The following is a 23,388-nucleotide window of genomic DNA, read 5'->3' as shown; positions in this document are numbered from 1 at the left end:
ACAGGCCAAGAGATAATGGAATTTGAGTTAAATCTGACGCGTCGTCAGTCGCGCGCACGCCGGTTTATGGCGACCGTACCCAGCACGTGATCGCTTAGCCCCTGTCCCCGTAGCGTGGTCAGCATCAGCACGACCGAGATCACCTGAAGGATCGCGAAAGCCCAGGAAACACTGTATCCGAGCGTGTGCAGAAAGGCCATCGACAGGTCGAACCGGTCACCCCGCTCAGTGCGGAACTCGATCGCGGTCAGGCGCATCCCCCAGGTGGCAGAACTGCGCGCGATGGTGACGACGCGGTAGACGAAGCTGACCGTCAGAAAGAGCAGCGGAAAGAAGAACAGCCCCGTGAACGCGGTGAAGGGCAGGATCAGCAGGCAGATCACCAGCACCACGACCGTGTCCACCACCCAGGCCAGCAGCCGTTTGGTGGGGACATCGGCGTAGAAATCCGGTTGTGACTGCGGATCGGGGATATGCCAGTTTGTATCGCTCATGTCTGTTCCGAATATAGGGGGGCGGAAGGCCCGGTTGAACCCCGGGCCAGCAGCAATCAGTCGGATTTTTCCGCGCTGTCATCCGCTGCCCTTGGCTTGGCGCGCTCGTCCATGAACTGATCGAACTCGGCCTTGTCGCGGGCATCGCGCAGGCGTTGCAGGAAGGCTTCGAAGTTTTCCTGTTCTTCTTCAAGGCGGCGCAGGGTTTCGGTCTTGTAGGCGTCGAAGGCGGCATTGCCGGTAGGCCGGTAGACCCCGCCGTGACGCTGTTTGCCGTCGAACCGGGCGCTGCGTTTGCTTGCACAGGTCATTTTCTTGCTCCAGATCATGTAGGCCAGAAGGGCGACCCCAAGCGGCCAGAAGAGGATGAACGAGACGATCATGGCGACAAACCAGGCGCCACGGCCCTTGCTGTCCAGCCATGCCTCGGCCCGGTAGAGCCATCCGCCGAAGCCGGAGGCAGGTGAGGATTGCGCAATGGTGGCCATCTATTGTTCCCTTTCGTTAGGTGCGACTGAATGTGAATGTCTTTCACATTCCTTAGATTGGCATTCGACCTGCCGGTTGCAAGAGCGGATGTGAATCTTTTTTACATGCTGCGGAAATCCCGGCGAAAGGTAAGGATTCCAAGACTAAGGGAAATCTGCGGATTTGCTATGCTGGGCCGCAGGAGGGTGTCCCAATGCGTTTTATTCCATTTGTTTTATTCCTAAGCCTTTGCATCATCACCATCGGCCTTAGCGCCTGCACCGAAACCAGCTATCGCCTGCCTTACGCGAATGGCACCGAGGTCGAGATCACCGCCGATCACAAGACCCACACCACGCCAGAGGCCGAGATGTTCGATCTGCGCGGTACCATGCCCGAACAGACCCTCGTGGCCGCCAAGTCCGGCTGGGTGCGCCACGTGAAGGAAAGCGGCGACAGTTCGGCCTCGACCAATAATTTCGTCTGGATCGAACACCCGCTGGATTATTGCCAGCCTGCGGGTTCCGCGCCGCCCGGCAGCGGCGGGATTGCCCAGCCCTGCCGGACATGCCCCGAGGGATTGGGCCGCTGCAACGAATGGACGCTCTACGCCCATATGAAGCAAAACAGCGTCGGCCCGGAGGAGGGGGATTGGGTGGCCGAAGGTCAGCCGATCGGGATCGAGAGCGACGTGGGGTTCACCCCCGGCGGGCGCCATGTGCATTTCGCGATCTGGACCTTCGAGAAAGAGACCAGCACGGCGGTGCCCGACGCGAACGGCACTTACGAGGATTACATCGCCCATGCCACCCAGTTCCTGGGGCTGGAGGGTCGGCCCGAGCTGGTACCGTTATTCTGCACGTCCCAGGGCCTGCGCTATCCCCGGCAGGGTGACGTGCACGTGGCAGCGAACTGCCCGTGAGGCGCCGGTTGGACGGTCTTGCCTACAGCCCGGCGCGTGGGTGATGCGCGACTCGGCATTCAGGCCAGCAAGCGGTATGCGTTATCGCACCGCCTCGATCGGCCCGTCGGCGCTGCCATTGATGAACTGTTCTAGGTAAGGATCGCCCGAGGTATCCATCTGCGCGACGGTGCCGGTCCACTGGATCACGCCGTCATGTAGCATGGCCACGTGATCGGCGATGGCGCGGACGCTGGTCATGTCATGGGTGATGGTCATTGCCGTGGCCCCCATCTCGACCACGATTTCCCGGATCAGGTCGTTGATGACGCCCGACATGATCGGATCAAGCCCGGTAGTCGGTTCGTCGAAAAAGATGATCTCGGGTTCGGCGGCGATGGCGCGGGCAAGGCCCACCCGTTTCTGCATCCCGCCCGAAAGCTCCGCCGGGAACAGGTCCGCCACCTCGGATTTCAGGCCGACGCGGCGCAGTTTCTCGATGGCGATGGCGCGGGCCTCGTCCTTGGGGCGTTTGAGCGAGCCGCGCAGCAGGCGGAAGGCGACATTCTGCCAGACCGGCAGGCTGTCAAACAGCGCACCGCCCTGAAACAGCATCCCGAACCGCGCCAGGAAACTGTCGCGCTCGGCCTTGGTCACGTCCTCGCCATCCAGGGTGATCATGCCGCTATCCGGCGTGACCAGCCCCAGAATGCTCTTGAGGCACACTGACTTGCCGGTGCCCGATCCGCCGATCACCACCATCGACGTGCCCTTGGGGATGCTCAGGTTGACCCCCTGCAGCACCTTGTTGCTGCCAAATGCCTTATGAACGTCCCTAAGCTCGATCATAGCGAAAACAGGATGCTGGTGAGGATGAAGTTGGCGGCAAGGATCAGGATCGCGGCGCTTTCGACCGCGCTCTTGGTGGCGCGGCCCACGCCCTGTGCGCCACGGCCCGTATTCATGCCGTGGTAACAGCCCAGAAGCGTGGCGATGAAGCCGAAGGCGGCGCCCTTGATGAGCGACGAGACCACGTCGCGCGTCTCGATGAAATTCACGGTATTGATCAGGTAGGCGCTGGCATTGAACCCCAGCGATCTGGTGCCCACCACGTAGCCGCCCAGGATGCCGATGATGTCGCCGATCCCGACCAGGAAGGGCACCATGACAAGGCCGGCCAGCACGCGTGGCACGGTCAGGTATTTCATCGGGTGAGTCGACAGGGTGACCAGCGCGTCGATCTGTTCGGTCACTTTCATGGTCGCGGTTTCGGCCGCGATCGAGGAGGTCACCCGCGCCGCGATCATCAGCCCCACCAGTACCGGCCCCAATTCGCGCACCATGCCGATGGCGACAATCTGGGGCACCACAGCCTCGGCGTTGAAACGCGCGCCGCCCGAGTAGATCTGCAAGGCCAGGGCGCCGCCGGTGAAAATGGCCGTCATGCCAACGACAGGAAGGCTGAAATACCCAATGTTGAGAAGGCTTTGCAGGATTTCCTTGAAGTAGAACGGCGGCCGCAGCATATGGCCGAGCGTCTGGCCTGCGAACAGGGCCAGCCGACCCAATGCGGCAAGTCCGCGGGTAACCGGCCGGCCAATGGCGGCCAGGAGGGCAAAAAACCAGCTCATCCGCCGGTATAGCGCCGCTGATAGCGCGCGCCCATCGAGGTCAGGATTTCATATCCGATGGTTCCGGCAGCGTCGGCAAGCCGGTCGATGCCCTGACTTTGATCCAGCAGGTCAAGGGATTTTGGATCAGGGTCTTCCAGGTCGGTGATATCCACGCCGATCAGATCCATCGAGATACGCCCCGCGACCGGGCAGCTCTGATCGCCCTGTCGCAGCACGGTGCCTGACCCCATGGCGCGGATGATGCCATCGGCGTAGCCCGCCGCGACGGTGGCGATGCGGGTCGGGCGCGTGGCGGTAAAGCTGTTGCCGTATCCCACCGTCTCGCCCGCCTCAAGATCGCGGCACTGGATCACCGGGATGGCAAGCGTGACGACGGGCCGGGCATCCGCATAGGGCGCGCCGCCATAAAGGCCGATGCCCGGGCGGGCCAGGTCAAAATGATAGTCTTCGCCCAGCAGGATCCCGCCGGTATTGGCAAGGCTGAGGGGGACGTCAAGATCGGCGGTCATCTCGCGAAAGGCGGCCAGTTGCTGTGCGTTCATCGCGTGGTCGGGCTCGTCCGCGCAGGCGAGATGGCTCATGATCACCGTCGGTTGCTGGGCCATCGCGATATCGCGAACCGCGCCCCATTCGCCCGGTTCCATGCCCAAGCGGTTCATCCCGGTATCAAGCTGTATGCCAAACGGATGGCCGGGCAGTGCTTCGACATGGCGAACCAGCTGATCCATCGAATTGACCATCGGTGTCAGGGCCATATCGCCGATCATGTCCGTGTCGCCGCGCATATGGCCCGAGAACACGTTGATTGCCGGGCCGGGCCCAAGCGCCTGACGCAGTGCCGCACCCTCTTCGGCGGCGGCCACGAAAAACGTGCGCGCACCCACGCGGGCCAAAGCACGCCCGACGCGATCAGCCCCCAAACCATAGCCATCGGCCTTGACCACGGCGGCGGTTTCCGAAGCGCTCATCGCATCGAGCGCGCGCCAGTTCGCGGTCAGCGCGCCAAGGTCGATCGTGAGTGTAGCTGTTCCCATGGGATGGGGTTTTGACATGCCTGTCGCGCGGGTCAAGGGGGAATGCGCCGCGCGGTCCGGCGGTGGTCACAATCCTGGCGACTGTGGCAGGCAAGCCTGTGTCGCTGGCCGGTTCAGGTGCCGTTTTTTTGCCGTGGTCGTGCGGGGGATATCAGGCGGCACAGGGCAGTTCGATCACCGACATGAATTGCTGCCACATTTCTATCCGCTCGTGAAAGACGTTTGAATCCATGGGCTTGACGATATAACCTGCCACGTTGTGCGCATAGGCATTGTGGATGTCCGACCGCCGTTCCGAGGTGGTCAGCACGAAGACGGGGGTATGGCGCAGCGCCTGGTTCGCACGCAGTTCTTTCAGAAACTCGATACCGTTCATCCGCGGCATGTTGATATCCAGAAGAATGACCGTCTGCGTGCTTTCAGTGGGTTCGTGGCAAGATGTCCCCAGAAATTCGAGAGCCTCAATGCCGTCCTTGGCGCGCGTTACATCCACTTCGATGCCCAATCTCGCAAGTGCACGCCTGAGCGCCCGCGCATCAAGTTCGCTGTCTTCGACATGCAGCAGCGTGAACGCCTTGTCGGATAGTTTGGTCATGCCGCTACCCGCACCTTTTCCTCGGTGTCCAGAATCTTTGGCCAATCGAAGTAGAAACTGCAGCCCTGGCCCGGTGCGCTGTTCAGGTGAACCTCTCCGCCGTAGAGGTTGACGGATTTCTTCACGATCGCCAGCCCGATGCCGGTGCCGCCGGCAACCTTGCCTGTGTTGAGCGTCTGGAACATCTCGAAAACCTTGTCGTGATAGCGCGCTTCGATGCCGGCGCCGTTATCCGTCACGGTGAATTCCAGCCGCTCGCCCTTGTCCTGCACGTCGATGGTCACCTCCAGGGCGTCGGCATCAGGGTGATATTCATGGGCATTGCCGATCAGGTTCTGCAGAACCTGCTGCAGGCGAACGATGTCCGTCTTGAAATCGACCTTGTCGCCCGTCAAGCTGTATTGATGAGGCTGAAGGCCGATTGCGGTGCAAATTCCCCTGACCAGTTTGGAGATATTTACCGCCTTGGGTTTGGCGACCTGCGTTCCGACGCTGGAATAGGTCAGGATGCCGGTGATCAGGCTGTCCATGTGACGTACCTGATCGTCAAGCAGGTTGAGGTTCTCAACCAGTTCGGTCGCGGCGGCCTGGTCTGTGGGCAGGTCGATATCCTCGCGAATGCACTCGGCCAGGAACCCGATCCCCCGCAGGGGTGTCTTGAGGTCATGGGACGCCACATAGGCAAACCGCTCCAGATCTTCGTTGGACCGTTGCAGGGATTCCGCCCTGTGGCGGGCCTCGTGGGTCATCAGATCGGCAAACCGAAGGGCGCGCTTGTTTGAATTGGCGAGCATCACAAACAGGCTGAAAAGCAGCGCGTCGATGATGATGCCGCCCAGCAGGATCATTGTCGGTTCGTTACTGTGGTTCGCTGCCTGAAACCGCGGCGTGTCCCAGATCTCGAAATTCCAGTCGCGGCCATACAGGGACACCTGGTAGGTCTTTCTGAACTCCGGGCTGTGGCGCGCGCTGCCCTCGGATGCGTCGCTGTACAGGTCGCGCCCATCATCGCTGATCGCAAAATGGACCAGGCGGTTCTCGCGCCCCAGCACGCCCTTCATCAGCTTGCGAAAGACAAAGGGGGCATAGACCATCCCGACGAAATTTCCTTGCCGCTGTTCCAGCGTGGCCGACTGGCCATTGCGGTAATAGGGCATGAAAAACAGGAACCCCGGCGTTTTCCGGGCGTCCTGAACCAGATAAATGGGGCCGGTCACTTGCGGTCGCCCGGTGTCTCGTGCCCGCAACGTCGCCTCCAGGCGGTTTTGTTCGTGTGCCATATCAAGGCCGATCGCCCTGAAGTTGGTGGCTTCGGATTCGATATAGGTGATGGGGTAGAGGATGTCGGATTCATGCGTCGGGTGAATGTCGAATCCGGGCCGCGTCCGGCGCTGCTGGGCGATGAACGCCGCCGCGGCAAAACGGTCGATCCGGTAGATGACACCCATGCCATTGATGCCCGGGTATTTGGTTTCGATTTTCAATGACCGGGTGAATTGCCGCCATTCAGAATGGGTGAAATCGCCGCCCGACGCCTGGATGGCGGCGACACCCGAGGCAAGCGTGTTCTCGTAATGCTCCATCCGTTCCTTGACCAGCCGGATGACCTGGTCCGCATAGCGGTCAAATCGTTCTTCGGCACGGATTTGCACCTGAAGGCTGGTGAAGTACCAGGCGCCGGTTGTCAGCAGCAGGGACAGGAGAACGGCAAGCCAGTGCACGGCGGACAGTTTGCTCATCCGCGCGATGTAATCGCGTTCCTTGCGTGTACTGTCGTTCAGAACAATCTGCTCGTCCTTCGAATTTTCCATGTCTTGTCCCATGGTACACCCCACATGCGGTTCACGCTGGCCTTGCGAACGGCGTATGGATGCCCACCAAAGGTAAACGTCGCGTTAACCAAGGTGACGGGAACGGTGGTGGAAAATTTAACCTATCCGGCCTGTGACGAGTTCAGTTTGGCGCATGAACCCCCGGATCGGGCGGTCAGAATTCCTGATCGTTGCCGATCTGCTGCCAGGGTTTCACAAGGTTGCCGAAACGGGTGTATTGCGCTTCGAAGCTGAGCTCGACCGTGCCGATGGGCCCGTGCCGCTGCTTGCCGACGATGACCTCGGCCTTGCCGTGCAGGCGGGCCATGCGCTCCTGCCACTCGGCTGTTTCCTCCAGCTTTTCTTCGGACGGTTTCTCACGTTCGACGTAGTATTCCTCGCGGAACACGAACATCACCACGTCGGCGTCCTGTTCGATCGAGCCGGATTCGCGCAGGTCCGACAGCTGCGGACGCTTGTCGTCGCGGGCCTCGACCTGACGCGACAGCTGTGACAGCGCGATGACCGGGATCTCCAGCTCCTTGGCGATCGCCTTGAGACCCATCGAAATCTCGCCAATCTCCTGTACACGGTTGTCCGACGTGCCGCGCACCAGCTGCAGGTAGTCGACAATCAGCACATCCAGCCCGTGCGTGCGCTTCAGGCGGCGGGCGCGGGCGGCCAGCTGGGCAACGGGAATGGCGGCGGTGTCGTCAATGAAAAGCGGGCAGGATTCCAGTGTCTTGGCGGCATCGACGAAACGGCGGAATTCGCTTTCGTCCATATCGCCCTGACGGATCTTGTGCGAGGAGATTTCCGAGGCTTCGGCCAGTATCCGGCTGGCCAGCTGTTCGGCGCTCATTTCAAGGCTGAAGAAACCCACGACGCCGCCATTGACCGCCCCCTCGGTCCCGTCGGGGAACGTGCCGCGCTTATAGGCCTTGGCAATGTTGAACGCGATGTTCGTGGCCAAAGAGGTCTTGCCCATCGACGGACGGCCCGCAAGGATCAGCAGGTCGGATTTGTGCAGGCCGCCCAGCTTGGTATCCAGGTCCGCCAGACCGGTCGAAACCCCGGCCAGCCCGCCATCGCGCTGATAGGCGGCATTGGCCACGTTGACCGCGTCGGTTACGGCTTTGAGGAACGATTGAAAACCGCTTTCGGTCTGACCCTGTTCGGCCAGCGTATAGAGCTTCTGCTCGGCCTCGACGATCTGGTCTCGGGGCTCGCTGTCCACGTCCAGCCGCGCCGCCTTGCCGGCGATTTCATGACCCAGCCCGATCAGCTCGCGCCGGATCGCCATGTCATAGATCATCTGGGCATAGTCGCGCACCGCGAAGGAACTGATCGCGGCCCCGGCGAGGCGGGTCAGATAGGCCGGTCCCCCGAGTTCCTTGAGCCCTTCATCTTCTTCGAGAAACGCCTTGAGCGTAACCGGAGAGGCCAGGTTGTTCTTGGCGATGCGGGCGGCGGCGGTTTCGTAGATGCGGGCGTGAACCGGGTCATAGAAATGCTGCGGGCCGATGATGCTGGCGACGCGGTCATAGACATCATTGTTGGTCAGAATCGCCCCCAGCAACTGCTGTTCCGCCTCGATCGAATGCGGCATGGTTTCCGCGTCCTTGACCTCGGCGCCGGTGGCATTGAAACTGGTGAATTCGTTCACGTCCGCTCCCTCACTTTGTTCTTTTTTGACTGTCCCCCCGGGCGTTCTAGCGCATCTGCAAGGGAGGCTCTATCTGGGCAGAATTGTGGATATCCGCCGGGATAAAGAGGTGCACAAACCGGTTGCCCGCCGGATGCGCCCAGATACTGTAGCATGAAGGTGCGAAAAGTCTACATGCTGTAGCAGCGCGGCGATTCGAGGCGCGTGATCCGCGGTTTTCCACAGACAGTTTTATTTCTTGTTTTCTTCCTGCCACTTACGCGGATCGTTCAGAAATGCCTCGACCGCATCCAGCGTCGCCGCGGTGAAGCTGCCCTGCGCGCGAGCCTCGGCCAGCACATCCCACCAGGTGCACAGATGGTGCAGCGTGACGCCATGATCGCCCAGTGTCTTTTCGGTTTCGGGGAAGATGCCGTAATAGAAAATTACCGCCGTATGACCACAGGTCGCGCCGGTCTCGCGGATGGCATCGACAAAGCTGAGCTTGGAGCCGCCATCGGTGGTCAGATCCTCGACCAGCAGCACCCGCTCGCCCTCGCTCATCGCGCCCTCGATCCGGGCGTTGCGACCATAGCCCTTGGGTTTCTTGCGCACATAGGTCATCGGCAGGGCCATGCGCTCGGCCACCAGAGCGGCAAAGGGGATGCCCGCGGTTTCGCCGCCGGCGATGTTGTCGAACGCCTCGAAACCCGCGTTCCGCATCACCGTCACGGTCAGGAAATCCATCAGCGTCGCGCGGATGCGTGGAAAGGAAATCAGCTTGCGGCAGTCGATATAGGTTGGGCTGGGCAGGCCCGAGGCCAGGGTGAAAGGTTCGTCGGCGTTGAAATGCACCGCCTCGATTTCCAACAGCATCCGCGCGGTCAGGCGGGCGATTTCCTCGGCCGGGGGATAGGCGGTGGGGATCATTTGGCCGGACTCCTTCAGGTGATTCAGTAACAGCGTTCTAGCGTGGCGGCGCAGAGGGGGCCAGAGCGGTTCAGTCCGGCCGGAGAATCTGGGCAAATCTTTCAGCGTCGATATTGCCACCGCTCAGCACGGCGCCAACCCGCTTGCCCTGCAACTGGTCCTTTTCGGCCATGACCGCGGCCAGGGCGACCGCGCCGGCGCCTTCGGCGACGTTATGGGTGGCGCGAAAGACCAGCCGCACCGCCGCGCGGATTTGCTCGTCACTGACCTCGGCAATGTGGTCGGCACCGGCATTGATCAGCGTCACGGCCTCGGGGTGCGGTTCGCGCACGGCAACACCTTCGGCAAAGGTGTCGGCCTTGTTGGTCGCCACCGGATGTCCCGATGCAAAGGAAAGCGCATAGGCATTGGCCCCGCGTGCCACCACGCCGACAATCCGGGTTTTCAGGCCCAGCATGTCGCGCATGCCGATCATGCCGCAGATCCCCGACCCCAGCCCGATCGGGACATAGACCGCATCCATCTCTCCGGCGGCATCGAAGAATTCATGCGCATAGGTCGCCACGCCGGTGACCAGATCGCGGTGAAAGCTGGGGATCATGTCCAGCCCCTCATCCTTGGCCAGTTGCCGTGCAAAGGCCACGGATTCGATGAAATCGGTTCCGGTTTCGATCAGCCGCGCGCCAAGCGCGCGCATGGCGGCGTTCTTTTCCGGCGAATTGTTTTCGGGCACGACGACCGTGGCGGGTATCCCCTCGATCCGGGCGGCGTTGGGGATGGACTGCCCGTGATTGCCGGTCGATGCGGTGATCACCCCGTTCAGCAGCCCGGCCTCTTTTCGTCGGCGCATATGCACCAGCCCGCCGCGAACCTTGAATGCCCCAAGCGGGGTCTGGTTCTCGTGTTTCAGCCACAGGTCACAGCCAAGCTCCTGCGCCAGCAGGGGCCAGTTATGTTGCAGGGTTGGCTGAACATGCGCATGCACGATGCGCTGCGCGTCCTCGAACTCGTCGCGGGTGAACATCATGCCGTGCTCACGTGCCAGTGGACCGGCATGCCTGGATCGAACACCGTGACAGGGCCGGCTTCGGTGTTGATCCTGTCCGGAAAGACCACGGCGTCGCCCTTGGTCAGGCGGATCAGGGTTTCGTTGGGCGGAAGGCCGTAGAATCCCGGCCCGTTGAGCGAGGTAAACGCTTCGAGCCGGTCAAGCGCGTCTTCCTCTTCGAAGATATGGGCAAGGATCGACATCGTGTTGGTGGCGGTGAAGCAGCCGGCGCAGCCGCAGGCGCTTTCCTTGTTTGCATCCGTGTGCGGCGCGCTGTCGGTGCCCAGAAAGAAGCGGGCATCACCCGAGGTTGCGGCGGCACGCAGCGCCAGGCGATGCTCTTCGCGCTTGGCGACGGGCAGACAGTAGTAATGCGGCCTGATCCCGCCGACCAAAAGGTGGTTGCGGTTGATGACCAGGTGATGGGTGGTGATGGTGGCGCCCAGATCATCCTGGCTCCGGGCATAATCCACGCCATCGCGCGTGGTGATATGTTCCATGACGGTCCGCAGGCCGGGGGTGGCGCGGCGAATGGGGTCAAGTACACGGTCGATGAACACCGCCTCGCGGTCGAAGATGTCGATCTCGGGATCGGTCACTTCGCCATGCAGGCACAGCGGCAGGCCAATCTCGGCCATGCGTTCCAGCACGCCGCGTACCTTGTCGAAATCCTTGACCCCGCTGGCCGAGTTGGTGGTGGCCCCGGCGGGGTAGAGTTTGACCGCCGAGACAAGGCCGCTGGCATGGGCGGCGGCCACATCCTCGGGGTCGGTATCCTCGGTCAGGTAGAGCGTCATCAGCGGCGTGAAATCGACAACGTCGGGCAGTGCGTCCAGGATACGGTCGCGATAGGCCGCGGCCTGTGCCCCCGTCACCACTGGCGGCACCAGGTTGGGCATGATGATCGCGCGGGCGAAATGGCGGGTGGTCTCCGGCAGGACAGCGCGCAACATGGCCCCGTCGCGCAGGTGCAGGTGCCAGTCATCGGGGCGGCGTATCGTCAGGCTTTGGCTCATGCCACGGCCTTACACAATCGCGTCCCCCCGCGCCAGATGCGATCGGTGGAATTTGGCGAGGCGGCGGCGGATCTCAGCGATTGTAGATCCCCAGCCGGCTGCGCGCCCGTGCAAAGGCCTTGCGAAACGGCGGCGCCTCGCGTTTCTCCAGTACCTTGCCGGCCAGCAGCATCACCAGATAGGGGCGGTTGTCGGTGGTCAGGCGTTTGAGCAGGCTGAACTGATAGCTGGCATCGTCCCGGCGGGACCGAAACAGGCGCGCCAACCGATGGCGGTTCAGCTTGCCGGCGCTGAGTTGGGCGATGGCCCGCAAGAGGATGTTCATCCGCACCAGCGACCTCTCCATCTCGCGCCCCAGGTGCCGCATCCGGAACCGCGTGACATTGGGCCGGTTGAAAAGGGCCGCGTGCATCGCGTCCTCTCGGATCTCGGGATCATAAAGGACAAATGCCTGATCGGCGGCTTCCAGCATGTCCGGGGCATAGCCGTAGCGGTCGGTGAACGACACCCGGCGCATATGGCGAAAACGCCGGTCCCATTCCGCCACGTCCGGATCCAGCGAGGCCTGCGGCTGCAACAGCAGGACCTGCGCGCCGGGGGCCGCCACCGAAAACGCTGCCGCCGCATAGCCGCAGGCGCCCGCCCCGTAAAAGATCACCTGTTCGAAATCCTCCAGGAACCCGTCATCGACCAGCCGGTCGAAATAGGCATAGACATGGCGGTCGCGGAACCAGGTATCACCTTCGCTGACCAGGCACAGATGCGACCAGCCAAGCGCCTTGACCATTTCCCATCCCATCGGGTGACACAGATCGGACAGCGCGTCGATACCCTGATGGGTTTCAAACGTGACCAGAAGGGTTGGCTTCTCTTCGACAAGGATGGCCGCATGACGGTCGCCCAGCCGTTCGACATAGCCGTCCTCGTCGGTGATCGCCGTGAGCTTCTCTAACCAGTCGGTCCAGGCCAGCCCTTTCAGGGGTGTTTCATATCCATCGGGCATGTCCTTCATCGTAATCCGTTCCCTGGTACTACTGCCCGTCCTGCCACGCGACGGGTCTAAAGTTACTGTGATCTATCATCCGGGTTCTCGGGCCAGATTCCAAGCTTATTCCGACATCGCTTTGCCAAACCGCTCCGGACCCGGCCTTGACGCCGCGGGCGGGCCCGTGCAGTGCTGGCACCAAACGGAGGGTTGCCATGGGTGTTCCCGGTTCGATCGACGCGGTACAAGAGTTGCTGGACGGCGAAGGCTATGTCTGTAGCAGGCCCTTGGGAACCGTGGTTTTTTTGGCGCTGAGCCTGGGCCGCCCGCTTTTCCTGGAAGGCGAGGCCGGGGTCGGCAAGACCGAGATAGCCAAGGCGCTTGCCGCCGGGCTGGGCCGCCGGCTGATCCGGCTGCAATGCTACGAGGGGCTGGATGCGGCCTCGGCCGTCTATGAATGGAATTTCGCCGAACAGATGATCGCGATTCGTGCGGCCGAAGCCTCGGGCGGGGTGGACCGGACCCATCTGAAGGATGAGCTTTTTACCGAGGAGTTCCTGATCGAGCGTCCGCTGCTGCAGGCGATGCGGCCGCAATCCGGCGGTGCGCCGGTGTTGCTGATCGACGAACTGGACCGCACCGACGAGCCGTTCGAGGCGTTCCTGCTGGAGGCGCTCAGCGATTTCCAGGTCACGATTCCCGAACTGGGCACCATCGCCGCGCCGGAACCGCCCATCGTGATCGTCACCTCGAACCGCACCCGCGAGGTGCATGACGCGCTCAAGCGGCGCTGCCTCTACCATTGGGTGGATTATCCCAGCTTCGACCGGGAAATCGACATCCTGCAGGCCCGCGCGCCCGAGGCCGCCGACACCCTGAGCCGTGAAGTCGTGGCCTTCGTTCAGCGCCTGCGTACCGAGGATCTGTTCAAGAAACCCGGCGTGGCCGAAACCATCGACTGGGCCAAATGCCTGCTGGCGCTGGACGTGATCTCGCTCAGTCCCGAGGTCATCGCGGACACGCTGGGCGCAATCCTGAAATACCAGGATGACATACAGAAACTCGAAGGTTCCGAGGCCAAGCGCCTTCTCGACGACGCAAGGGCGACGCTGGAGACCGCATGAGGGTTCACTGTTCTCAAAATACTCACGGGGTGCGGGGTCAGCGCCGCCGCACGGACGGTCATGGCTGAACAGCTGCCGCCTGACCTGCCGGAAAACCCCAAGCTGACGCACAATATCACCCATTTTGCGCGCGCGCTGCGCCGGGCGGGCCTGCCGATCGGGCCGGGGCGGGTGATTGACGCGGTTCGTGCCGTCGAGGCGGCGGGATTTACCGACCGGCAGGATTTCTACTGGGCGCTGCACGCCTCCTTCGTGAGCCGGCCCGAGCAGCGCGAGGTTTTCGCGCAGGTCTTCCGGCTCTATTGGCGCGATCCGCGCTACATGGAGCACATGATGGCGATGATGCTGCCGGCGCTGCGTGGCGCGCAGGAGGACCGGGCGGCGAGATCGGCAGAAAAGCGGGCAGCCGAGGCGCTTCTTGACGGGGCACAGCGCGAACTGCCGGAGCCCGACGGGGCAGGTGAAGAGACCCTGATCGAGGTCGACGCCAGCGCCACCGTGTCTGCGACCGAGCGCCTGCGGTCGCTGGATTTCGAACAGATGAGCACGCAGGAGGTGGCGCAGGCCAAGCGGATGCTGGCGCGGCTCAGCCTGCCGGTAAAGCCTTTGGCCTCGCGCCGGGGCCAGCCCAGCCATGCGGGCGGGCAGGTGGATGCGCGCCGGACCCTCCGCCAGGCCATGCGCCGGGGCGGCGAGATGCGCCGGATCGCGCTGAAGAAACCGCGCCCGCGCTGGCCCAACCTGGTGGTGCTGTGCGACATTTCCGGATCAATGAGCCAATACAGCCGGATGGTGCTGCATTTCCTGCATGCGGTGGCCAATACGCGCGGGCAGGGCTGGGCGCGGGTCCATGCGTTCACCTTTGGCACGCGTCTGACGAACATCACCCGCCACCTGGCGACGCGGGATGTGGATGCCGCGCTGGCCGCCGCCGGATCTCATGCGCAGGACTGGGAAGGCGGCACACGGATCGGGGAATGCCTGCATGCGTTCAACCGCGACTGGTCGCGGCGGGTCATGGGGCAGGGCGCGGTGGTGCTGCTTATCACCGACGGGCTTGATCGTGGCGATCCGGACGGGTTGGAGCGCGAGATGGAACGTCTGCACCTGTCGGCGCGGCGGCTGATCTGGCTCAATCCGCTGCTGCGTTGGGAAGGTTTCGCGCCCAAGGCGCAGGGAATTGCCGCGATGCTGCCCCATGTCGACAGTTTTCGCGCCGGGCATTCCATCGCCACGATCGAGGAACTGGCGGAGGCGATCGCGCGGCCCGGCGACAGTGGCGAAAAACTGCGGTTTCAGGCTGATCTCGCGCGCGGTTATTGAATAACATCCGCGCCGCTCCCCAGTTTCATCTGCACAAAGCAGGAAATCTTTGAAACCCGATGTGGGGCAAGCGCGTTGTCCTCCTGGATCATAGTTGAACTGCCAAACGGAGTGACAAAAAATGACCAAGAGTTTCCTGAACTCGACGACCGCGCTTGTCGTGAGCGCGACGCTTGCCATGCCGATGCCGGTCTTGGCGCAAGATGCCGCCCCTGCCGTCGCCTGCGTTGACGCCGAGGGCAAGCCCTGGAACCAGCTTCCGCAGCGCGGCGCCGAGCACAAGGAGACGCGCAAGGCAGCAAAACAGAAGGACAAAAACCCCTTAGTGGCCCTGACCGACCAAACCGGCGAATGCCTTGTCCTGGACGGGCAGACGCAGCTGGTGGTTGAAGGAACCGTTACCGAGACCGGGGCTGTCTATGCCAGCTTCAAACAGGTCATGATTGCTGTCAAATCAGCATCGGAGGCAAACGGTGAGGCGGCTGCCGAGGGCGACGCCGGTGCGCAGGCTGCGGCTGATCAGCCGTCTGACGCCACTACCGCCGAAGCACAGGTGGAAGGCGAAAGCGCGACCGATAGCCAGGTCGAAGCCGAAGCGGATGCCTTGGCTAATGAATTGGCAGAGGCCGAGGCCCAGGCAGAGGCAGACGTTGCAGTTGAAACAGCAGCCGGGGTCGACACCGGAACGGGTTCCGAGACTGATGCGGGTGGAGAGGCCGAAGCGGCTGCAAGCGACGAGACCAAGCAGGCAGAAGAGGAGTCTGAGGCCGTTGAGACCGAAGCCCAGGACAGCAAGCCGGAAACCGCGGAAGCGTCCGGGTCAGCCACTGCCGAAAGCGATGTGACCGCCGATGCGGACACCCCCGAGGTGCAGCAGGAAGACACGGTAGAAAGCACCGCGGACGCAAATGAAACCGTGACGGCCGAAGCCGCCACCACCACTGAGGACGACAGCACGGCCAAGGCCGAAAAGGTTGAGAAGCGCAAAATCCGCCAAGAGCAGATCCGGAAGAGCAATCAAGAATTCGCCAACGCGGTCGCTGCTCAGGCCGCTGCCGCGGCGTCAAACAAGGATGAAGGGTTGAGCGATTTCGAAAAATTCGCCATCGGCGCCCTGGGCATTGCCGCTGTCGGCACGCTGCTCAAGAACGGCGACAAGGTCGTCTCAAATTCCGGCGACCGCGTGGTTGTTCAGCGTCAGGACGGCAATTACGAAGTGTTGAAGGACGATAACGTGTTGCTGCGCCAGCCGGGTGTCGAAATCGAGACCGAGCGTTTCAGTGATGGCTCGACCCGCGAAACGGTCTACCGCGAGGATGGCACGCGCGTCGTGACCATCAAGGCCGCCAACGGGCAGGTGCTGCGGCGCGTGCGCGTGCTTGAGGATGGCACGCAGATCCTTCTCTTTGACGACACCGGCAACATCGAACCGGTACAGGTGACAGAGCTGCCGAAACAACGCGAATCCTCCATCGACGTGAGCGATATTTCGTCGGATGAGTTGCGAATGGCGCTGGCCGCACAGGAGCAGTCGGCGGTCGACCGTCGCTTCTCGCTGCAGCAGATCCGGCAGATTCGCGCCGTACGCGAGCTGGTCCCCGTGATCGAGCTGGACGATGTGACCTTTGACACCGGCTCGGCCGCAATTCGCGCCAGCGAGGCCGAAGAATTGCGGGATCTCGGGCTCGCGATGAAACGGTTGATCGAAGACAATCCCTACGAGATCTTTCTGGTCGAAGGCCATACCGATGCGGTGGGCAATGCCACCTTTAACCTGGCCCTGTCGGACCGGCGCGCCGAATCCGTGGCGTTGGCACTGACCGAGTATTTCGACGTGCCGCCGGAAAACATGGTTGTCCAGGGCTATGGCGAATCGAACCTGAAGATCCTGACGCCGCTGGCCGAGCGTGAGAACCGTCGCGCGACCGTTCGCCGGATCACGAACCTGCTGCGGACGGCGTCGATGCAGTAGGGCCAAGACACTGACAAACAAAGGAGCAGGGCCGTTGGCCTTGCTCTTTTTTCATGCCTATAGTGGCGCTTGGAATGACCGCGAGGATTCCCAGGCTGGAAGGCGCGATGGAACTGTTCGACAATATGCCTGAAACCGCGCTGCGGTGGCACCGCGAGGGGAAGGGGGCTGCACTGGCCACGGTGACGCAGACCTGGGGCAGCGCGCCGCGCCGCGTGGGCAGCCAGCTTGCGATCTCCGGCGAAGGTGAGATTGCCGGCTCGGTCTCCGGCGGGTGCGTCGAGGGGGCCGTGGTGGCCGAGGCGCTGGACGCCATCGAAGCGGGTAAGCCGGTGATGCTGGAATATGGCGTCAGCGATGGTGATGCTTTTGCGGTGGGCCTGGCATGCGGGGGCACGATCCGGATTCTGGTCGAACCCGTGGGAAGCGTGATGCGCGAGCCGGTTCTGACCGCGCTGGTGGATGCGCGGACCGCGCGAAAGCCGGTTGCCTATGTCACCGGCCCAGACGGGCGGGCGCTGGTGCGCGATGGTTTCGAGGCGCGGTTCCGGATGGACCGGTCAGGTTTCGAGGAGGATGGCAAAACCTTCGTTGCAATCCACAACCCGCCCCTGCGGCTGATCATTGTCGGCGCGGTTCACATTGCCCAGGCCCTGGTGCCGATGGCACGGATCGCCGGGTATGACCCGCTGCTGATCGACCCGCGCGAGAGTTTCGCCTCGGAAGCGCGATTTCCCGGGGAAACCCTTGTCCATGACTGGCCTGACGAAGGCGTGCGCGCCTTCGGGCTGGATACCCGTACCGCACTGGTCCTGCTGACCCATGATCCGAAACTGGACGATCCGGCCCTGGAACAGGCCTTGGGCTCTGAGGTGTTCTATATCGGCGCCCTGGGGTCTACCCGGACCCATGCGAAGCGACTTGAAAGACTGACGGCCAAAGGGTTCTCCGACGATCAGCTGGCGCGTATCCACGGGCCGATTGGCCTGGATATCGGCGCGTCCGGGCCGACGGAAATCGCGGTTGCGATCCTGGCAGAGATGACCCGCGTGTTGAGGCAGGGCGCGTGAAATTCGGCCCGCTGCCGGTGGTGCAGGCCAGGGGCACGATCCTGGCCCATTCGGTGCGCCTGCCCGGGGGGCGGCTGCGCAAGGGGTTGCGGCTGGAGGACACGCATCTGCAGGCGCTGAGCGCGGCAGGGCATGACAAGATTGTCGTCGCGCGGCTGGAGGCCGCAGATCTGCACGAAGATGCGGCCGCCGGCGAAGTGGCGGCGGCACTGGCAGGCGGCAGCACATCGCTCAGATCCAGCGAGGCCTTTACCGGCCGTGTGAACCTGATCGCCGAACATCCGGGCGTGGTGCAACTTGACGCGGATGCGATCCATGCCGCCAACGCGGTCGATCCCGCGATCACCGTTGCCACCGTGCCACCATTTCACCAAATCCACCCGCGCGGCATGGTCGCGACGGTCAAGATCATCCCCTACGGCGTCAGCAAATCCTCGGTTGAGGCGGCCTGCGAGGCAGCGCGCGGGGCGATCACGCTGGCACGGCCGATCTGCCGGACGGCCAGCCTGATCGTGTCCGAAATTGCCGGCGGGCCGGGGTCAAAGGGGGTGGAGGCCATCGAAAACCGCCTTGCCGCGTTGGATATCGGGCTGAGCGAATCCCTCTCCTGCCGCCATGAAGAGGGCGCCATCGCGGACCGCGTGCGCGCGGCCACGGGCGAGATCATCCTGATCCTGACCGGCTCGGCCACCTCCGATGCCCATGACACGGCGCCCGCGGCCCTGGTGCGGGCTGGCGGGCGAATGGAGCGGTTCGGGATGCCCGTGGATCCGGGCAATCTGCTGTTTCTGGGCGAGTATCGCGGCAAGAAGGTTATCGGCCTGCCCGGCAGTGCCCGTTCGCCGGTGCTGCACGGGGCGGATTGGATATTGTCCCGCGTGGCCTGCGGTATCCCCGTGGGCGATGCCGAGATCGCCCGAATGGGCGTCGGCGGATTGCTGAAGGAAATCCCGACCAGACCACAGCCCCGCACCGCGCGAAAGCCGACCGGGGAACACGCGTCAGATCAGGACTAGATCACGATTGCGCCTTGTCACAAGAAGCCCCGCGCGCGGCAGCAACCACACCCGTAATCTCCGGCGGAACCCCAGCCATCCGGATCGTGTATGCCGACCCGAGACATGGTACGAAAGACCTTGGAAGGCGCGGCGGAAACAGCTGCTTCGAGCCCTTTAGCTGTCTTCATTCAGGCAAGCATAGTTTCCAAGGTCTGACACGACACCAAGTTCGTCCATAAAGACCTGAGGGTTGAAACCGGTGCGCTTCTGCCGCTCCTTCGCCGCGCTACTTGCTTCATCATAGCAAGCGCGATTTCGCCACCGGACGAAGGTGACGATGTTGAAACGCCCCGTGCCTTCGATCTGTTCAAGTATCATATTCTGCTCACAGCCCGTTGCTTCGCCCAAAGCATCATGCGTCCGCCTTAGGCGCTCAATGAAGCGAGGTCTGGATGCGGCTGGAACGCTGAATTTGTCGATCCTGAAAAATGGCTCTTCCGACACGGTAGGCTCCTAATGTATTGTGTTTGCAGATTTGACACCATGTTGTCAAAATTGAGTGGGAGGATCAAGTATGGATGCAAGAGCTGACAAGCTTGGGGGCCTCGTGCTTGAAGTGTTTCGCTTGAACGGCTGCCTAATTGCGGCGGGTGACGAAAAGGTGGCGCCGTTCGGTCTCAGCAGTGCTCGCTGGCAGCTTCTTGGTGCCGTCATTCGGACATCAGAACCTCATACCGTCTCACAAATTGCGAGAGAAGCAGGCGCGTCACGCCAAGCCGTTCAACGCCTGACGAATTTGCTTGTTGATGAGGGTTTGCTCGAAATGACAGAAAACCCCCAGGACAAGCGTGCGCAGCTTGTAAAGGTGACGGAGCAAGGCCGGTCAGTCTATTCTAAGGCCGACCGAGTCCGGCAGATGTGGCTGGGCGACGTGGCCGAAAGTCTCGACCTAGATGAGGTTGAACACGCGATTAGGTTATTGCAGCGGCTGCGGTCTCTGCTGTCTCGCGCAGATTGTTGAAACGGGACGACAGCTTTGTCCCGCAAAGCGGAAATCGGGATGTACGTGCTGTTATCCCTATCAGGCCGAGCAGCTGGCGCCGCCCAGGACGCAGAATTTGGCGCAGTGCGGGTGGTTCAGCGCAACATCGCGTTCGGCTTCGGCCAGGGTGGTGCCCAGTTCGAACTCGGGCGAGTAGGGCAGCAGCGTACAGGCCAGAACGGCGGGTTTCGCGGCCCCCTTGCGCTTGATCACCATCCGCGACGAGGCGCACATCACCGCGTCGGGTGACTTGTTCAGGATGCTCCAGCAATCGGTGGTGATCTCGGGCACTTCGGCGGTTTCGTCCATCTCCGGGAACAGAACCGTTTCGGCGGGGTTATCAGCGTCGATCGCAAACCCGTGCCGGGCGTAAAGGTCGCGGTAGCCATCGCGCGATTGCGCGTCGGTCTCACCCCATACGGTGCGCCCGGCAACGGCCATGCGGATGCCATTGTCACGCAGCCAGCCCATGCCCTCGAGCGTGCGGGCAAAGGCACCTGGCCCGCGTTCGTCGTCATGCAGCGTTTCCGACCAGTGATCGACCGAAATGCGCAGGGTGAGCCGATCACGATATTCCGCAGCCAGCTCCAGCAATCCGGCGCGGACTGATTTGCGCATCATCGGGCGCATCGCATTGGTCAGGATCAGCACCTCGTGGCCGCGCTCCAGCGCCGCGCGGGCCATGCCGTTCATCTCGGGGTTCATGAAGGGCTCGCCGCCGGTAAAGGCGATTTCGCGGATCGGCCAGCCTCGCTCCTCGATCTGGTCCAGATAGTCGCGGACCTCATCGGTGGTGATATAGACCAGCCGGTCGTTGGTGGGGGAGCTTTCGATATAGCAGTTCAGGCACTCGATGTTACAAAGCGTGCCGGTGTTGAACCACAGGGTCTCCGGGTGACTGAGCGCCACCGTTGCCCGCGCTTGCCCGTCGGCGGTAACCTCCGGGTTCTGAAACTTGCCGGCATTTGCCGGTGTGGTAATGGTGTCTTTCATCTTACTACCCGATTTCCCTTTGTTTTTCGGCTTATCCCGTCCTTCCATGCAAGGGAAGTGGGCGAAAGGATACTGACACCATTGTGAACAGCCATGAGCATGTTAGAGTTGTGATTGCGCTCCGGACGGTGTGACCTGAGGGGTGATTACGGCAGGGCGGTAAAACGGCAGGAGTCGTCAAATGGTGTCGCGTATCATTCCGGTTGAACCCGCTGATCTTGTGATCTTCGGCGGCACGGGCGATCTGGCGCGGCGCAAGATTCTGCCGGCGCTTTTCCGGCGGTTCTGCGCGGGGCAGCTGGGGACCGACTCGCGCGTGATCGGTGCCTCCAGAACCGAGCTGAACAATAAGGATTTCCGCAAGATGGCGTCGGAGGCGATCGCCGAGTTCTCCGACCATGAAGGGTGCGACATGGGGCGGCTGGACGGGTTTCTGGCGATGCTGCACTACGTGACCGTGGACGCCAAGGGTGCGACTGGCTGGAAAGCCCTTGCCAAGCTGGTCAAATCGGACCGTATCCGTGCCTATTACTTCTCTGTCGGGCCCGGTCTGTTCGGCGAGCTGGCCGAGCGTCTGCACAAATACGGGATGGCCGACAGCGATTGCCGGATCGTCGTGGAGAAACCGTTTGGCAGAGACCTGAAATCCGCGCAGGAACTGAACCGGGTGCTGGCGCAGCATTTCGACGAAACCCAGATCTACCGGATCGACCATTACCTGGGCAAGGAGACGGTGCAGAACCTGATGGCGGTCCGCTTCGGCAATATGCTCTTTGAGCCGCTCTGGAACAGCCAGTATGTCGACCATATCCAGATCACCGTGGCCGAAGAGGTGGGCGTGGGCACGCGCGGCGGTTATTATGACCGTTCGGGGGCGATGCGCGACATGGTGCAGAACCACCTGATGCAGCTGCTCTGCCTGATCGCGATGGAACCGCCGGCCAAGTTCGATCCGCACGCCGTGCGTGACGAAAAGCTCAAGGTGATCCGTGCGCTTGACCCGGTCAAACCAGATAACATCGTGCGTGGCCAGTACGAAGGCGATGGCAAGCGTCCCGGCTATCGCAACCAGGTGGAAAACCGCGACAGCACGACCGAGACCTTCGTGGCGCTCAAGGCGCATGTCAGCAACTGGCGATGGGCGGGAACACCGTTCTACCTGCGCACGGGCAAACGGCTGAAGGAACGCGCCAGCGAGATCGCGGTGGTGTTCAAGGACACGCCGCATTCGATCTTCGAAGAGGATGCCGGACGGCACCGCAACATCCTCACGATCAAGCTGCAACCCAACGAGGGGATCGAACTGGGCGTGACGATCAAGGAGCCGGGGCCGGGCGGGATGCGCCTTGTGGATGTGCCGCTGGACATGACCTTTGCCGAGGTTCTGGGGCCGGATGAGGCTGATTTTCCCGACGCGTATGAGCGGCTGATCATGGATGTGATCCGGGGCAATCAGACACTGTTCATGCGCGGCGACGAGGTCGAGGCAGCCTGGGCCTGGACCGATCCGATCATCGAGGCCTGGGATGACAGCCGCGAGGTGCCGATCGCCTATTCCACGGGCAGTTCAGGGCCGGATGACGCGCTGATGCTGATGCACCGGGACGGGCGCCGCTGGCGGGAGATCAAGGCATGAATATCATCGATTATCCGGATCAGGAGATGCTGGCGATCAACCTGGCCAACATTCTGGCGGGCCGGCTGCGGGCCACGCTCGATCACGAGGATCGCGCCCTGCTGGTCGTGCCGGGCGGGTCCACGCCGGGGCCCATTTTCGACGACCTTTGCGATGCCGACCTTGATTGGTCGCGCGTTGACGTGATGCTCAGCGACGAACGCTGGGTGCCCGAGGTGCATGTGCGCTCGAACACGCGCCTGATCCGCGAGCGCCTGCTGACCGGCCGCGCGGCAAGGGCGCGTCTGGTGCCGCTCTATGCCAAGGCCGACAACCCAGAAAACGTGCTACCGGAACTGGAGGCGGTGATTGCGCCTGCTCTGCCGATCTCGGTTCTGTTGCTGGGGATGGGGTCGGACATGCACACCGCGTCGCTGTTTCCCGGGGCGGACCGGATCGAGGAGGCGCTGGCCCGGGATGCGCCGATCCTCGTGCCGATGCGTGGCGGTGGCGCGCCAGAGCCGCGTGTGACCCTGTCGGCGCGGGTATTGAACGAGGCGATTTCCAAACACCTGGTCATCACGGGCCAGCCGAAACGCGCCGCGCTCGAGCGCGCCCGCGGATTGCCCCATACGCAGGCGCCCGTCGGCGCTGTGCTGTCCGACATGACCGTGCACTGGGCTGAATAGA

General features: G+C 62.5%; 23 protein-coding genes. 9 read left to right on the top strand and 14 right to left on the bottom strand.

Annotated features, from left to right (window positions below; all coding sequences use genetic code 11):
• Positions 1-44 precede the first annotated feature (44 nt).
• Both AAFO92_RS21965 and AAFO92_RS21960 read right to left on the bottom strand, forming a co-directional pair.
• Positions 45-494 carry an RDD family protein gene (locus AAFO92_RS21965; RefSeq protein WP_347538989.1) on the bottom strand — a complete coding sequence of 150 codons (450 nt, stop codon included), beginning with the start codon at positions 492-494 and terminating at the stop codon, positions 45-47.
• A 56-nt stretch (positions 495-550) separates the two neighbouring features.
• Positions 551-982: a DUF2852 domain-containing protein gene (locus AAFO92_RS21960; protein ID WP_347538987.1), complete on the bottom strand. Its 432-nt coding sequence runs from the start codon at positions 980-982 to the stop codon at positions 551-553.
• 194 nt (positions 983-1,176) lie between these two features.
• Between AAFO92_RS21960 and AAFO92_RS21955 the strand changes: the two genes are divergently transcribed.
• Positions 1,177-1,884, top strand: coding sequence for a M23 family metallopeptidase (locus tag AAFO92_RS21955; protein ID WP_347538986.1), 708 nt, complete (start codon positions 1,177-1,179; stop codon positions 1,882-1,884).
• Between the two features lie 81 nt (positions 1,885-1,965).
• On the opposite strand, the gene AAFO92_RS21950 is transcribed toward AAFO92_RS21955, so the two are convergent.
• From AAFO92_RS21950 to AAFO92_RS21905, 10 genes are all read right to left on the bottom strand, one after another.
• Positions 1,966-2,712, bottom strand: coding sequence for an ABC transporter ATP-binding protein (locus AAFO92_RS21950; protein ID WP_347538984.1), 747 nt, complete (start codon positions 2,710-2,712; stop codon positions 1,966-1,968).
• A complete protein-coding gene (locus AAFO92_RS21945) occupies positions 2,709-3,494 on the bottom strand; it encodes an ABC transporter permease (protein ID WP_347538981.1) in 786 nt (261 codons plus the stop codon). Before AAFO92_RS21945 ends, AAFO92_RS21950 begins: the two co-directional genes overlap by 4 nt.
• Positions 3,491-4,531 (bottom strand): alanine racemase, encoded by a 1,041-nt coding sequence (gene alr, locus AAFO92_RS21940; RefSeq protein WP_347538979.1) that lies wholly within the window; start codon positions 4,529-4,531, stop codon positions 3,491-3,493. Before alr ends, AAFO92_RS21945 begins: the two co-directional genes overlap by 4 nt.
• 151 nt (positions 4,532-4,682) lie before the next feature.
• Positions 4,683-5,126: a response regulator gene (locus tag AAFO92_RS21935; protein ID WP_347538977.1), complete on the bottom strand. Its 444-nt coding sequence runs from the start codon at positions 5,124-5,126 to the stop codon at positions 4,683-4,685.
• On the bottom strand, positions 5,123-6,937 hold the full coding sequence (locus AAFO92_RS21930; protein WP_347538975.1) for a CHASE domain-containing protein: 1,815 nt from the start codon (positions 6,935-6,937) through the stop codon (positions 5,123-5,125). The genes AAFO92_RS21935 and AAFO92_RS21930 overlap by 4 nt, the downstream gene beginning before the upstream one ends.
• A gap of 175 nt (positions 6,938-7,112) precedes the next feature.
• Positions 7,113-8,603 carry a replicative DNA helicase gene (locus AAFO92_RS21925; RefSeq protein ID WP_347538973.1) on the bottom strand — a complete coding sequence of 497 codons (1,491 nt, stop codon included), beginning with the start codon at positions 8,601-8,603 and terminating at the stop codon, positions 7,113-7,115.
• 231 nt (positions 8,604-8,834) lie between these two features.
• Complete coding sequence (locus tag AAFO92_RS21920; protein WP_347538971.1) at positions 8,835-9,512, bottom strand: orotate phosphoribosyltransferase; 678 nt, start codon at positions 9,510-9,512, stop codon at positions 8,835-8,837.
• Between the two features lie 70 nt (positions 9,513-9,582).
• Positions 9,583-10,539 (bottom strand): threonine dehydratase, encoded by a 957-nt coding sequence (locus AAFO92_RS21915; protein ID WP_347538969.1) that lies wholly within the window; start codon positions 10,537-10,539, stop codon positions 9,583-9,585.
• Complete coding sequence (gene pyrC / locus AAFO92_RS21910; protein ID WP_347538967.1) at positions 10,536-11,576, bottom strand: dihydroorotase; 1,041 nt, start codon at positions 11,574-11,576, stop codon at positions 10,536-10,538. Before pyrC ends, AAFO92_RS21915 begins: the two co-directional genes overlap by 4 nt.
• Positions 11,577-11,649: 73 nt before the next feature.
• Entirely contained in the window at positions 11,650-12,588 is a 939-nt protein-coding gene (locus AAFO92_RS21905; RefSeq protein ID WP_347538965.1) for a phosphoadenosine phosphosulfate reductase, read from the bottom strand.
• A gap of 188 nt (positions 12,589-12,776) precedes the next feature.
• Here AAFO92_RS21905 and AAFO92_RS21900 point away from each other — a divergent pair, with 188 nt between their 5' ends.
• The 5 genes from AAFO92_RS21900 (at position 12,777) to AAFO92_RS21880 (ending at position 19,066) form a co-directional block, all read left to right on the top strand.
• The gene (locus AAFO92_RS21900) at positions 12,777-13,685 is read left to right on the top strand and encodes a MoxR family ATPase (protein ID WP_347538963.1); all 909 of its coding nucleotides are present in this window, start codon (positions 12,777-12,779) and stop codon (positions 13,683-13,685) included.
• Between the two features lie 60 nt (positions 13,686-13,745).
• Positions 13,746-15,008, top strand: coding sequence for a VWA domain-containing protein (locus AAFO92_RS21895; protein WP_347538961.1), 1,263 nt, complete (start codon positions 13,746-13,748; stop codon positions 15,006-15,008).
• A 121-nt stretch (positions 15,009-15,129) separates the two neighbouring features.
• Complete coding sequence (locus tag AAFO92_RS21890; protein WP_347538960.1) at positions 15,130-16,980, top strand: OmpA family protein; 1,851 nt, start codon at positions 15,130-15,132, stop codon at positions 16,978-16,980.
• A gap of 107 nt (positions 16,981-17,087) precedes the next feature.
• The gene (locus tag AAFO92_RS21885; protein ID WP_347539106.1) at positions 17,088-18,050 is read left to right on the top strand and encodes an XdhC family protein; all 963 of its coding nucleotides are present in this window, start codon (positions 17,088-17,090) and stop codon (positions 18,048-18,050) included.
• The gene (locus AAFO92_RS21880; RefSeq protein ID WP_347538958.1) at positions 18,047-19,066 is read left to right on the top strand and encodes a molybdopterin-binding protein; all 1,020 of its coding nucleotides are present in this window, start codon (positions 18,047-18,049) and stop codon (positions 19,064-19,066) included. Before AAFO92_RS21885 ends, AAFO92_RS21880 begins: the two co-directional genes overlap by 4 nt.
• A gap of 156 nt (positions 19,067-19,222) precedes the next feature.
• Here AAFO92_RS21880 and AAFO92_RS21875 read toward each other — a convergent pair whose 3' ends face one another.
• Positions 19,223-19,552 (bottom strand): hypothetical protein, encoded by a 330-nt coding sequence (locus AAFO92_RS21875; protein WP_347538956.1) that lies wholly within the window; start codon positions 19,550-19,552, stop codon positions 19,223-19,225.
• A 70-nt stretch (positions 19,553-19,622) separates the two neighbouring features.
• Here AAFO92_RS21875 and AAFO92_RS21870 point away from each other — a divergent pair, with 70 nt between their 5' ends.
• Complete coding sequence (locus AAFO92_RS21870; protein WP_347538954.1) at positions 19,623-20,069, top strand: MarR family transcriptional regulator; 447 nt, start codon at positions 19,623-19,625, stop codon at positions 20,067-20,069.
• Positions 20,070-20,129: 60 nt separating this feature from the next.
• On the opposite strand, the gene AAFO92_RS21865 is transcribed toward AAFO92_RS21870, so the two are convergent.
• Positions 20,130-21,083, bottom strand: a complete 954-nt coding sequence (locus tag AAFO92_RS21865; protein WP_347538952.1) for a radical SAM protein — start codon at positions 21,081-21,083, stop codon at positions 20,130-20,132.
• A 181-nt stretch (positions 21,084-21,264) separates the two neighbouring features.
• Here AAFO92_RS21865 and zwf point away from each other — a divergent pair, with 181 nt between their 5' ends.
• Positions 21,265-22,719 carry a glucose-6-phosphate dehydrogenase gene (gene zwf / locus AAFO92_RS21860; RefSeq protein ID WP_347538950.1) on the top strand — a complete coding sequence of 485 codons (1,455 nt, stop codon included), beginning with the start codon at positions 21,265-21,267 and terminating at the stop codon, positions 22,717-22,719.
• Positions 22,716-23,387 (top strand): 6-phosphogluconolactonase, encoded by a 672-nt coding sequence (pgl, locus tag AAFO92_RS21855; protein WP_347538948.1) that lies wholly within the window; start codon positions 22,716-22,718, stop codon positions 23,385-23,387. The genes zwf and pgl overlap by 4 nt, the downstream gene beginning before the upstream one ends.
• Position 23,388: the final 1 nt, after the last annotated feature.

Source organism: Roseovarius sp. CAU 1744 (genome assembly GCF_039839345.1).
In the GTDB taxonomy this organism is placed as follows: domain Bacteria; phylum Pseudomonadota; class Alphaproteobacteria; order Rhodobacterales; family Rhodobacteraceae; genus Roseovarius.
Note: the sequence above shows the minus strand (reverse complement) of the source record. Positions and strands in the feature narration are given on the sequence as shown.

Coding starts and splice junctions, on each gene's coding strand:
- AAFO92_RS21965 (WP_347538989.1), bottom strand. CDS start 494: ATGAGCGATACAAACTGGCATATCCCCGATCCGCAGTCACAACCGGAT.
- AAFO92_RS21960 (WP_347538987.1), bottom strand. CDS start 982: ATGGCCACCATTGCGCAATCCTCACCTGCCTCCGGCTTCGGCGGATGG.
- AAFO92_RS21955 (WP_347538986.1), top strand. CDS start 1,177: ATGCGTTTTATTCCATTTGTTTTATTCCTAAGCCTTTGCATCATCACC.
- AAFO92_RS21950 (WP_347538984.1), bottom strand. CDS start 2,712: ATGATCGAGCTTAGGGACGTTCATAAGGCATTTGGCAGCAACAAGGTG.
- AAFO92_RS21945 (WP_347538981.1), bottom strand. CDS start 3,494: ATGAGCTGGTTTTTTGCCCTCCTGGCCGCCATTGGCCGGCCGGTTACC.
- alr (WP_347538979.1), bottom strand. CDS start 4,531: ATGGGAACAGCTACACTCACGATCGACCTTGGCGCGCTGACCGCGAAC.
- AAFO92_RS21935 (WP_347538977.1), bottom strand. CDS start 5,126: ATGACCAAACTATCCGACAAGGCGTTCACGCTGCTGCATGTCGAAGAC.
- AAFO92_RS21930 (WP_347538975.1), bottom strand. CDS start 6,937: ATGGAAAATTCGAAGGACGAGCAGATTGTTCTGAACGACAGTACACGC.
- AAFO92_RS21920 (WP_347538971.1), bottom strand. CDS start 9,512: ATGATCCCCACCGCCTATCCCCCGGCCGAGGAAATCGCCCGCCTGACC.
- AAFO92_RS21915 (WP_347538969.1), bottom strand. CDS start 10,539: ATGATGTTCACCCGCGACGAGTTCGAGGACGCGCAGCGCATCGTGCAT.
- pyrC (WP_347538967.1), bottom strand. CDS start 11,576: ATGAGCCAAAGCCTGACGATACGCCGCCCCGATGACTGGCACCTGCAC.
- AAFO92_RS21905 (WP_347538965.1), bottom strand. CDS start 12,588: ATGAAGGACATGCCCGATGGATATGAAACACCCCTGAAAGGGCTGGCC.
- AAFO92_RS21900 (WP_347538963.1), top strand. CDS start 12,777: ATGGGTGTTCCCGGTTCGATCGACGCGGTACAAGAGTTGCTGGACGGC.
- AAFO92_RS21895 (WP_347538961.1), top strand. CDS start 13,746: ATGGCTGAACAGCTGCCGCCTGACCTGCCGGAAAACCCCAAGCTGACG.
- AAFO92_RS21890 (WP_347538960.1), top strand. CDS start 15,130: ATGACCAAGAGTTTCCTGAACTCGACGACCGCGCTTGTCGTGAGCGCG.
- AAFO92_RS21885 (WP_347539106.1), top strand. CDS start 17,088: ATGGAACTGTTCGACAATATGCCTGAAACCGCGCTGCGGTGGCACCGC.
- AAFO92_RS21870 (WP_347538954.1), top strand. CDS start 19,623: ATGGATGCAAGAGCTGACAAGCTTGGGGGCCTCGTGCTTGAAGTGTTT.
- AAFO92_RS21865 (WP_347538952.1), bottom strand. CDS start 21,083: ATGAAAGACACCATTACCACACCGGCAAATGCCGGCAAGTTTCAGAAC.
- zwf (WP_347538950.1), top strand. CDS start 21,265: ATGGTGTCGCGTATCATTCCGGTTGAACCCGCTGATCTTGTGATCTTC.
- pgl (WP_347538948.1), top strand. CDS start 22,716: ATGAATATCATCGATTATCCGGATCAGGAGATGCTGGCGATCAACCTG.